General features: G+C 57.3%; 8 protein-coding genes. 1 reads left to right on the forward strand and 7 read right to left on the reverse strand.

What is annotated here, in order from left to right; all coding sequences use genetic code 11:
- Positions 1-526: MotA/TolQ/ExbB proton channel family protein (locus QZY01_RS17125; protein ID WP_294539534.1), on the reverse strand; the 526-nt coding region annotated here is incomplete at its 3' end.
- Positions 527-833: 307 nt separating this feature from the next.
- Between QZY01_RS17125 and QZY01_RS17130 the strand changes: the two genes are divergently transcribed.
- Positions 834-1,913, forward strand: coding sequence for a helix-turn-helix domain-containing protein (locus QZY01_RS17130; protein ID WP_294539536.1), 1,080 nt, complete (start codon positions 834-836; stop codon positions 1,911-1,913).
- A 138-nt stretch (positions 1,914-2,051) separates the two neighbouring features.
- Here QZY01_RS17130 and QZY01_RS17135 read toward each other — a convergent pair whose 3' ends face one another.
- The 6 genes from QZY01_RS17135 to rfbC form a co-directional block, all read right to left on the reverse strand.
- Positions 2,052-5,423 (reverse strand): glycosyltransferase, encoded by a 3,372-nt coding sequence (locus QZY01_RS17135; protein WP_294539539.1) that lies wholly within the window; start codon positions 5,421-5,423, stop codon positions 2,052-2,054.
- A gap of 153 nt (positions 5,424-5,576) precedes the next feature.
- A complete protein-coding gene (locus tag QZY01_RS17140; RefSeq protein WP_294539540.1) occupies positions 5,577-6,680 on the reverse strand; it encodes an NAD(P)/FAD-dependent oxidoreductase in 1,104 nt (367 codons plus the stop codon).
- Positions 6,681-6,721: 41 nt separating this feature from the next.
- Positions 6,722-7,810: a rhamnan synthesis F family protein gene (locus tag QZY01_RS17145; protein ID WP_294539542.1), complete on the reverse strand. Its 1,089-nt coding sequence runs from the start codon at positions 7,808-7,810 to the stop codon at positions 6,722-6,724.
- A 155-nt stretch (positions 7,811-7,965) separates the two neighbouring features.
- Positions 7,966-9,495, reverse strand: a complete 1,530-nt coding sequence (locus tag QZY01_RS17150; protein WP_294539544.1) for a class I SAM-dependent methyltransferase — start codon at positions 9,493-9,495, stop codon at positions 7,966-7,968.
- 76 nt (positions 9,496-9,571) lie between these two features.
- Positions 9,572-10,495: an NAD(P)-dependent oxidoreductase gene (locus QZY01_RS17155; protein ID WP_294539546.1), complete on the reverse strand. Its 924-nt coding sequence runs from the start codon at positions 10,493-10,495 to the stop codon at positions 9,572-9,574.
- Positions 10,492-11,058, reverse strand: a complete 567-nt coding sequence (gene rfbC / locus QZY01_RS17160; RefSeq protein ID WP_294539548.1) for a dTDP-4-dehydrorhamnose 3,5-epimerase — start codon at positions 11,056-11,058, stop codon at positions 10,492-10,494. The genes QZY01_RS17155 and rfbC overlap by 4 nt, the downstream gene beginning before the upstream one ends.
- Positions 11,059-11,351 lie beyond the last annotated feature (293 nt).

The raw sequence follows: 11,351 nt of genomic DNA on the forward strand, positions 1-11,351 counted from the left end.
CCGCCAGCGAAGTGTTTTTCGAGGCGGCGATGCCGCGAAAGGCGGTCATGATGCCCCAGACCGTGCCGAACAGGCCGATGAACGGCGCGCAGGAAGCGGTGGTGGCCAGCACCAGCAGATTGGCCTCGAGCTTTTCCACCTCGCGCGAAATGGAGACGTCGAGCACTTTCTCGATGCGCGATTGCAGGCCGACGAAGGAGGCGCCGGCGTTCTGGAACGAGCGCTTCCATTCGCGCATGGCGGCGACGAACAGCGAGGCGGTGGCCGTGGTCGGCAGCGCCGACAACGACTGGTACAGATCTTCGAGCGAATTGCCGGACCAGAACACGTTCTCGAATTCCTCGATCGCCACGCGGGCGCGGCGGAGCAACAAAGTCTTGTTGATGATGATCGCCCAGCACCAGATCGAGGCGGCCAGCAGGCCGACCATCACCAGTTTCACGACCAGGCTGGCGCTCCAGAACATGGCGAAAATGGAGCCCTCGGACGCGGCGGCGGCCAGCGGGGCGGCGGCGATTTCATTCATGAACCCAATTCCTCGCAAATTTTTCACGCGGCTTGTGCAGCGCAAATCGGTCAATTCTGCGGCCCGGCGCGCAAATAGGCGGAAGGCCCAGTTAAGACCGCCTTGCGGTTAACAACAGGTTACGAGGCGGGATCCGCCAAGCGGCGGACCCGGCGCGCCGCCGCAACGGAACGACGCAATAGCGCCACGACAAAGTGGACAAAGTGCAAAGTCCGCAATACGATTGGCGTCATCGGCGGCGGCGCGGGCAAGACGTTTCGCCATAAAGGTTTTTCCAGTTTTTTTCCTCGCCCGAGAGGTTGTTCGATTGTCGCCGGCCGTCTCGACTTCTTCCGCCCCGCCCGGCGCCTTGGCGCAACCCTCCACGCCAAAACCGATCCGCGCGCCAGGCGGCTCGCTGGCGGCGTGGGGCGACATGGTCGCCGGGATTTTCGACATCGCCGCGAACAAGACCGAGGCCGCGCATTTCAAAGGCGAATTCCTGCTCCGCGCGGCCGGAAGCTTCCTTCTGAGCGAAGCCAGTTCGTCGGGACTGCGCCTCGTCCGCTCGCTCGAAACCATTCATCGCGGCGGCGTAGACGGATTCGCCGTCCGCCTCCAGCTTTCGGGCGCTGTCGAGGGGCGAATGGGCGACGCCGCCGTGCAATGCGGCGACGGTGGAGTCCTGTTCATCGACCTGATGCAAACCCTCGACCTGCGGGTTCTGGCGGACGAGGCGCCCGCCAGCGACATCACCTTGTGGATTCCGCGCGGAAAAATTCTTTCCGCCCTCGACGACGAAAGCCTGTGGCATGGGTTTACGCTGGCGGGCGGCGCGCCGGCCGCCGCCGTGATCGGCGGCAATCTGAAACTCTTCGCGCAACAGGCCGAAAGACTGACGGCCCGCGAGTTGGATGGCTTTCTTCAGGGTTTTGTCGCCATGATCGGCAAGGCCGCCTCTCCCTTGTTCGATCGCGCGCGCAAGCCTCTCGCCTCCTTCGTCTCGATCCGCCGCCATATCGACCAGAACCTGCGCTCGCCGGCGCTCGACGCCGAGGCGCTGGCCCGCACTTTCGGTCTTTCGCGGGCTTCGCTTTATCGGCTGTTCGAACCGGTCGGCGGCGTCGCCAGCTATATTCGCGGCGCGAGGCTCAACCGCGCCTATCAGGACATTGTCGCGACCGAGCTTTCCAACCGGCGGATCGCGCCGGTCGCCTATCGCCTCGGCTTCAAGAATTTGAGCGCCTTCAATCGCCTGTTCAAGCAAACCTATGGCGTCAGCCCGGGCGAGGCGCGCCACCGGGCGCTGCACGGTCTCGCCGACATCCGGCCGGGCGGCCAGCCCGACCCGGAGCTTTCGCTCGGCGGCTGGCTGCGGCGGCTGGGGAAGCGATCCCCGGAGACCTGACGCCCGGCCCTTCGGGTCGTCACGCGAACCAAGATCCGCTTCGCTCGAAAAGGCTCCGCGCCAAAAAGCGCGCCCACAGGCGGCGTCTCGCCGCGGACTTTCGGCAGCGCTCGCGCCTTCCCGAAAGCCGGACGACGGTCATCTGGACGATCCTGCTATTTCCCTGACCCGATTTTGAAAGACGGTCTCACTGAAATCCCGGGCCCTCAGGGCCGCCGCGCGGGCAAGCCGGATACGTTGCGGCTCGGCGTCAGGGTCGAGCGCCTCGCGCGAGAGGGCGATCAGTTCTTGTTTGTCGCCATACAAGAATCCATTCTCCCGATGAGAAATGATTTCGGCAGGCCCGCCGGCGTTGAACGCGATCGGCACGACCTGCGCGGACATGGCTTCCACAAGGCTGATGCCAAAATGTTCGGCGCGGCTCGGGTGAGCGTCCAAATTCGTTCCATAGCCGGCGGCATGCCAATAGATGGCGCTGTCGCGATAAAGTTCGGCGAGCTTTTCGCGGGACGCGTTAATGTGGAAATGGATGGGATAGCCTTCCGCCTCCTCCATCAGGCGAAACAAATGGTCCATGGATTTGGCGCTTGGCATCGCGGCGCCGGCGAGATGCAATTCCAGAGGGTCTCCCGGACCCCGCCATAACGACTTGAAGGCGTCGATCATGGCGTCTTGCCGCTTGTTGTGACCCCCGACAAAAAAGCGGCCGACGCTCAGGATCATCCCCTTCTTGGCGGTGGCGTCGCCGATGAATGCGGGGACCGGCGGCGAGACGATTTCGACGACCGGCCGGTCTTCGCCGGTTTTGAGCGGCAGACTCTTCCGGTAATGACCTCGCGTGAATTCCGAATTGACGATCACTTTCTGGAACCGTTCAAGCGAAGCAAATTCGGCGTCGGACGGCAGCGGGTCCATTTCGAACGGAAATTGGCAATGATAAATGTTGAATTCGCCGATGGGTTCGATCGGCGGGATCACATGAATGCCCATCGCGACAAAAAGCGCCGGCTTTTCTCCCGCGAGCATGGCCGCTTCATCCGTCAGGATAATGGGCGAAAGATCGACGCCAAACTCGCAACTGAGTTGCTGCAGTCGCAACCGGCTATAGCGATATCTGGTCGCCAGTTTGATGTTGTAGCGATCCGCCAGCGCGATTCCGAGCGAAAGCAAATAACGCTCGCCGCCGCCAGACGTCAGATCGACCGGCGTATAGAGCACGGCGGTCGGTTTCCCGGCGCCGATCGCGCTCCCGGGGAAGGGCCTGGGATCGCCGCCGGGCAAAAATTGCGGAAGCGCGGCGGCGAGGGCGGCGGCGTCCCGGTTTTGGAGATAATTGCCCCATCGGGACAAGAATTTGTTTCGGTTCAGATCTCCGAGATAGCGTCGACGAAGTTCCGCCGCCGCGTCCGCATTGGCGGACGCCCCTTCGACATGGACCGTGCGACTCCGGGGCTCGTAGATGACTTTTTTGCCAAGCGCCCGAAACTTGAAACATAGATCCGTATCCTCATAATATGCGGGCTCATATTTCATGTCGAAACCACCCGATAAAACAAAGTTGTCGCGCGATACAAGCAGCAGCGCGGCGGAAATGTAATCGACCTGCTTTTCTTCGAGGGTTTCAGCGGTCGGCGTTTTTTCCCCGCGACCGAACCGCTCCGGAATCCCCGTGCCGTCGATCCTTGCCCCGGCTTCTTGCACCGTTGCGTCCGGATAAAGAAAAAGCGGGCCTGCGGCGGCAACCTCGGGGTCGCCTTCGAGCTTCTCCACCAGCGGCGCCAGCCAGCCTTCCATTACGAAGGCGTCGTTGTTGAGCAAGCAGAGATATTTTCCGCTTGCCGCCTCCGCCGCTATATTGTTGGCTTCGCCGAAAAAGCGATTGCAGCCAAGCTCGATCAGGCGAACGCCTTTCGCCAACTGTCGCAAATGCTGCACGTCCAGTTCCGCACTGCCATTATCGACAACGATGATTTCATACGGGACCGCCGAAGTCTGTGACCAGACCTGCCGGATGCATTCAAGGGTGAGGGCGGCCGCGTTCCAGTTTACGATGAGGATGGAAACCAGCGGGTCGTCCTCAGCGCACCATTTCCGCGCCAGCGCCAATGCGGCGGAGGTCGCGAAAGCGGCGGTTCCGTCGATGTCGTATCGTTGACGCCCATGGGCCACGGTCCTGCTTGGCGCCGCGAGAACGCCCCGGGCGCTTCCGGCCAATTCCGAAAAGGTCTCCCCCCAGCCCGAGGCGGCGTAGCCCGCTGCGATGGCGCGTTCCGCCGCTTGACGTTGCTCCGGTTGCAAGAGGGCGCGGAGGATGAGCGCCTGCGCCGCGTCGAGGTCGCCTGCCGGAAAATACCATGGAAAGCCGCCGGCATGTTCGCGGATGACGGCCAAATCGCTGGCAATGCAAAGTTTGCCGAACGAAAGACTTTCGGCGACGGGAAGGCCGTAGCCTTCCGCCAGCGAGGGAAACAACGTAAACAGGCAAGACTCATAAAGGCTGGCGATCTCGCCGTCGCCGAGTCCATCGGCGACATGAATCTTGCCGCTTCGGACCAGCGCCGCGACATCCGCGCCCAGACTTTCGACGCCAATGTCGTCACGACCGGCGAGGACGAGTTGCGGCGCCGCCGACGCGCCCAACTCTGCGGTCAGCCTCACCCAAATCTGGCATAGCAACGCCTGGTTTTTTCGCCTGTCGATGGTGCCGACGCTGAGGACGAAATTTCCACGCTCCAGCTTGTCGAGGTTTTTTTCGAGCCCCGATGGAATGGCTTCCGGCGAGCGGTTCAGCGCGGTTTGTCCAAACGCGATACATTCGATCGATCCGCGAATTTCGACGCCCGCGAGCAAGGCCCAGCGGCAAATCTCGTTCTTGACATGTTGCGTGGAGACAAAAATGCAATTTGCCGTATTGACGGCGACGACGAGCCAGTTTTCGAACGAGGCCGCAATATCGGCGCTCACAAGGTCCGGACGCTCGATCGGAATGATGTCGTGAACGAGAACGCTGAAGGCGACGCCGCGTCGCGAGAGATCGCCGAATATCTCTTCAAACATCGGCGTCCAGACGAGACCGTTGAAAAAGACATGATCGCCCGGCTCGGGTTTTCGAACGTCGAAGGCTTCACCTTGTCGCGGCATTTTTGGCGCCGGCGCTTGTTCGCCGGCATAATTGCCTTGCGAGAGCAGTTCGGAGATCGCTTCATGCGACAGGCCGGTCAGAACGCGGCGCTTCCTGTCATAAACGCAGGCAGCCGTGCGCAAGGGCGCCTCGGCCAGCGCGGCTTTGACAATTTCAATGGAAACGCGTCCGACGCCGGTGAGATGGCTGTGGCGGCGCAGCCAATCGCGCGTGTCGCCGACATAATGCCAAAGGATCGGATCCGCCTTCCGCACGAACGGCGCCGGCGGTTGCGCGGGCGCCCACGTGAAAACCGGCATCGCCCGATTTCCAAACCAGTTGGCGGCGGCTTTCTGCTCCGGCGAACGATGCAGGCGCAACGCGACCATCAAGCGCTTCCATGCGACTTTTAGGGGACGCTTCTTGCGTTCGGGTTTGAGCGGAGTCATGGGCGGAACCCGGGTTTTTTGCTCGGCATCGAAGCGTTGACCTTTGGTTTCGCATCACACCGTCGCTTGAGCGGAAAAAGTCCGAAAAAACCATCATTCCCTGGCCAATTTTGCGACATAGGCAGCTAAAGCTAGAGAAGCGGTCAACCCCGGCGATTCGATTCCAAAAAGGTTGATAAGGTTAGGGATACCATGACATTCCCTACCTTGGACAACAAAATCCTGGCGACCAATTTCCTTCGGTACGATCTTTGGCCTGATGCCCGCATAGGCAGGTTGCAATTGGCCGTCCTTTATGTCCGGCCAAAACCGTCTGATCGAAGCATAGAACTCTAGCGCACGCGCAGGATCGACTGAATAATCGATCTTATCGACCCATTCGACGTCGGGACCAAATCGCGCCTGACCCAAAAGATCAATCGTCAGATGCGTTCCCAAGCCCCCAGGCACTGGCACAGGGTAAATAAGTCTGGAAAACGGCGAGTGGCCAGCCAACGCAAAATAATTACCCTTTGCGTAATGGGCTCGCGGGGCAAGATTTGCTGGATACCCTGCAATCTCTCGAACCAAATCGGGCGCATGCAATCCCGCCGCGTTTATGCAAAGATTGCAGCACAACGTAATCGGATCGCTGCCCGCGAAATCAACTTCCAGGCCGTCGTCGACAACCCTAGCGGCCACGACTGGAGAATTAAGCGCAACAACGGCACCGAAGGACTCTGCGTCAGCCAAGAGCGCCAGCATAAACGCATGACTGTCGATGATGCCGGTCGAAGGAGACAAAAGCGCGCCTTCGCAATGCAGGGCAGGCTCCAGATCCCGCGCGGTCGATATGCTGATCTCTACCAGATCCTCTACGCCGTTGGCTGCCGCCCTCGCCTTGATCGCAGAGAGTTTCGAACTTTCTTCGCGAGACGTCGCGACGATCAGTTTGCCGCAACGGCGATGGGGGACGCCACGTTCCTCGCAAAAATGGTAAAGCGCGCGGCGACCCTCTACGCAAAAACGCGCCATTAGGCTCCATTGGTCATAATAGATTCCAGCATGTATGACTTCGCTGTTGCGCGAACTGGTGCCCACACCTATTCTATTTTCGCGCTCAACGATAAGGACCTCGCGGCCTGCGCGCGCCAATTCCCGCGCGACCGCCAAACCTATCACGCCGGCACCTATGACGAGACAATCTATATGCTCCATTCAACGCCTATCCACGCGCGCAAGCGTCTTCAGACCCTCTGTCATAAATGGCAAAGGTGCTCGGTGATCATTTCAACAGAACAAGGACTGTCATCCTTAACGAACGACGACCACTTTTTTGCTATGGTCATATTGCATGGATTTACCACTATCAATTCGGTCTTGATGAAAGGGAATCCAAATTTGGCGACCAAGACCTCCGCCATTTGATGAGTCGGATTGTAATTATGCGTTATAAAACCACGCCGCAAGCGCAATTTTCGGATTTCCTCGTTGTAATCGCTCTCAACGTAAAAGGCGCTGTCAATCGACATCGCGACTTCGTGGCAAAGCAGCGGATCCTCAAGCGCCGCCGCTTCGACTTGGCGGCGTCCGAAAAATGCAAACACAGGAACTCCCGCATTCGCGATTCGGCGGCTGAATTGGAGTTCCCCACGACGAATGGTTTCTTCCTTGTCGCTCGAAAGCCTCAAACTATCGAAAAACGAAACCACTGCCTTTACGGCGGCGCGCCCACGCACCAGCAGAAAATAGGTTTGCAAATGCGCCCCGCTCTGGTCACTATCGGTAAGGCCCCAAAGTCCTTCGGTCGCGCGCATGACTTTGAACATAGGCTCAAGGGGACGAATAGGACCCAAGACGGAGTCATTCAAAAGAAGAAGTTCTTCGATGCTTCGTCGATCAAGAGCCTCACTCCGAAGCACATCGCGCCATGCTCCAAAATCACGTCCGAAACTACGCCGCAAAATGATTGTTCGACAGAGCATCTTAAGCTTCACAATATCTGCATCCAAAAGCTTTGGACTCATGGTCACGAAGTTGATCTCAAACCCTAGTTCCACATAAATGGCAATTTGCGTAAAGACCATTTCGCTTACGCGACCGGTCGATGCATAATGAGCGTATATGGCGATTTTCGTCCCGTCGCCTTGCCGCCGACCTTCGATCCGTTGTTTTATCCGAGCCGCCGACCCACCTTCCCTTCGCTCAATTGCGTCGTTAATAAGTCGCCTAATTTTCTTTAATTTCCCAGTTTTGGTCTTTGTCCAAGGGCGCACAGTAGGGTAGATTCGTTCAGGAATTGGCGAGAGTGTTTCGGCGAGTTCAACCTGAAAATCGTTAATACTCAATGTAGAAACTCCCTGCTGCTTTCATGCCATAACGTAAAAAGAGATCGTCTTACGTAGTCGAGACGCCCAGAGCATCTTCTGACGGAGACGTTCTCTTAATCCCTTGAGTTCAGACTTCCGATACGGGCTCTTGCTTTTTAGCGGTTCGCCCCCTACTAGAGTTCGGCGGTCGCCACGGAAAATAATTGCCTCAACTCTTCGTGAAGTCCTTTATTTTCAGATTCCTCTGGACGGCGAAGGCCCCTACCAAACATATCCTTGGCTTCCGAACGGCGAGATAGTTGCAACTGAGCGACGCCGGCCTCCTTCATCGCACGAGACACGATATAGTCGGGCAGCAAGGCGCGAAGCCAAGGCTGACGCGGCGCAAGCTTGGCAAATATGATTTCGTTCAAATGCTGCAACGCCTCCTGTCGGCGTCCGCTTCGTAACAGCGCAATGCCGCGGTGCAGCTTGATCGGCCATAGCAGGCTTGCCGATTCGATAAAATAGCCATGTTCGCGATCAATGTCGCTCAAGGCCAAGTCTTCGGCGCGAGCAAAAAATTCTATGGCCAGAACGCTATTTGCTTCGGCGTTGAGGGCAAGCATGCCGCGATAAAACAGTAGGGGGGCGATGAAATATGGCACAAGAAGGCCGTAGTTATCGAAGTCTTTTGCGCTTTTCGAGAGGAGAAACAGCCGCTCGTTTGTAAAAAAATCAGACCCATATTGGACTTCGATAGCACGACGCAAATCTTCCCAAATCTGGAAGGCAGATGGAAAATCGCCGATATTTACAAGCTCCTTCAAAAGCCTGAATCCAGCACCATTACAAATGTTCTTATCCCCGGAATTTACAGCAAGTTCTTTATAATAACGTATCTGCTCATCCAATTCTTTTTCGAATGGATTGATGATTTTGGGGCTGCAATCCTTCCCCGCAACCGCAATCAAACGATCTTGGTGGCGATACACGATCACCCCGATGAAACCGGCTTTTTGCAATGCCGCGTCAAAGGCCCTCTGCGAATAAAGGAATGCATGATAGCCAGGACTTAGCGTCGCGATAACCTGATCGACCCAATTCTCGGGCTGCACATATTCGGCTGCGGGGGTTGTAATTACAGCTTTGCCGCCGCTTTTTGTCGCGGAATAAAGGAGTTTCAGATAATTATCCGGGTTGTCAACGTGTTCAATAACCTCGGAGCTTAAGATCAAATCGAATTGCCGATTGTCGTACGCGCTTCCACGCCCCAGAATGTTGGGATCGATTTCAAGGCCCAAGGCCTTGGCGCCAATTCTGCCATAAACGCCAGGCTCGACGCCGACAGCATCCCATTTCAACAATCGTCGAGCATAATCAACGCTATAACCAAAGCCGCAGCCAACATCAAGATAACTGTTGATCGAAGAGTCGTCCTTGAATTGTGCTAAAATATTTACAATAAAATCGATCCCAGCTCCGATTTCAACATAGAATTTGCAATATTGTGGATTTTCCTCATCTGAGTAACATTTTGGATAGGTGAATGGGTATGCAAAGCTGCTATCGCACGATGAGCACACATAAAAATCGATCTTCTTACCGCGTTCAAGCCGATTTAGAACAGAAACCATGTGCTTCTTTTCACGCACATCGCCGCAAATGGGACAACTCGCGCTTGTTGTTATGTTGTTTCGCCAAATAAGTTCGCCCTGCTTCATTACGCGTTCCTAAAAAAAGCTGGACTCCGGGAACTCATCAAGCTGATCCAGCGCGCCTTGGTTTTCAACACGCCGCTTAAACTGCGTAAGCCGAAGCGACCTCATCCCATGCTTGCATCTCATCCCAGCCTTCAACATAACGTGTGGCGGCGTCCGTATTGACACGCATCATCGGTTCGCTGAAATCCGTTTGAATCCCGAGTTCGAGGTCGCAGGCCAGATTTAGCCGCGCCCGCATCGCGGCGGCAAAGCGGGAGGCAAAAGCTCCTTGCGATTCGATATAGCCGCTCGGGTTGAGTTTTCCGCCGACGCCCGTCCTCACCCGCTCCGTAAACTTTGCATAGGAGGTGGCCAGCAGGGATACGTGGATATTGTCGCGAATGTAATCCGGCGTATTCACCCGCGCGACTTCGCCCTTTTTCCAGGTTCGCATGAGATAGGCGCAAAAACGCGGCTCCTCCAACGGGCCGAAAGGATTGGGAATCACGAACTTTCCATGGGAAAGCCCGATTTCCCGGCACCGATGTGCGACCACGTCCGCTGTCAGTCCCTTGGAAAGGCCATAAGGCGAGAAGGCGACCAAAGGTTGTTCGCCGGCGCCCTCGTCCTGTTCGAAAACGCTTCCGGTCAAGATCAGCCCCCTGAGGCCGCCCTTGCCCAGAATATCTAGAACGCAACGCAGATTATGAGTATTTTCCGCCAGCGCGCCGGTAATGTCGAAATCGGCACTGCGGTAGTCGCCAACGCGGGCTGCGTGATGACAAAGCAGGTCGAATCCGCCAGCTTTCGAAAGTTCCTGGAAGCGCTCCGATCCGAACGGCGAATCGCCTACAATCTCGGCCACTTCGCCAAGGCGACGCACACGCTCCGCACGGACGCCTTCCCTATAGTTGTCCACCGACGCCCGCAGCGGCGCCACCACATGAAAACCCGCATCGCAGAGCGCGCGGGCGAACCAATAGCCGGTAAAAGAACTTGCGCCCGTCAGCAGGACCTTCATTTCAGGCCCCGCATCAATTCCGTCCCGTGAAAATCGGAATTGAGGTCGGGCCACGCCCTATCCTTGTCCGATATTTCCGCCGGTTGAATCGGCCAGGAAATCCCGATTGCCGGATCGTTCCAGCGGACGCCGCGTTCGCATTGCGGAGCATAGAAATCGCTTACGAGATAGAGTGCCTCGACATTGTCGACCAGCGTGATGAGCGCGTGGGCGAAGCCGCGCGGCACATACATCATCAGGCGGTTTTCGTCGGTCAGTTCCGCGCCGAACCATTTGCCAAAAGTTGGCGAGCCGGATCGAAGATCGACGATCACGTCCCAAAGCGCCCCCGTGATAGCGCGCACCACTTTGACTTCGCTCGAAGGGGGCAACTGATAATGAAGCCCGCGCAAAGTGCCCGCCTTGGCGCTTAGGGAATTGTTGATCTGCACAAAACGCGTTTCCAGACCCTCGGCGGCGAATTCTTTTTCGCAGAAGAAGCGCGCGAAAAAGCCACGATCGTCGCCGCGCCGCTCGATTTCGATCAGATAAGCGCCTTCCAGCGGCGTTTTATGAAACTTCATGACCATATACCCTCACTGCCGCCACCCTTTCGCGATGGAACCAACGCTGAAGGCGAGGAATGGAGCGTGGTAAGACAAAATAGGGCTATCATTACCCTTCCCCTCGAATCCAGCGCAAATCTTGGCCAAGACGTCCCGAAGCGATGTGGCGCTCTAGCAGTCAGTCTGACTGAGGCTTCACTTCAGAACGCCGAGTGCGATGCGGTTACTTCGAGCTTCCACCGGGGCTTGATCGCGTCGGAGCGCGCGACGATCGCGTGAAGTCTGACCGCTTACAGCCTACATTTCGCCGC

Source organism: uncultured Rhodoblastus sp. (genome assembly GCF_903903185.1).
GTDB lineage: Bacteria > Pseudomonadota > Alphaproteobacteria > Rhizobiales > Beijerinckiaceae > Rhodoblastus.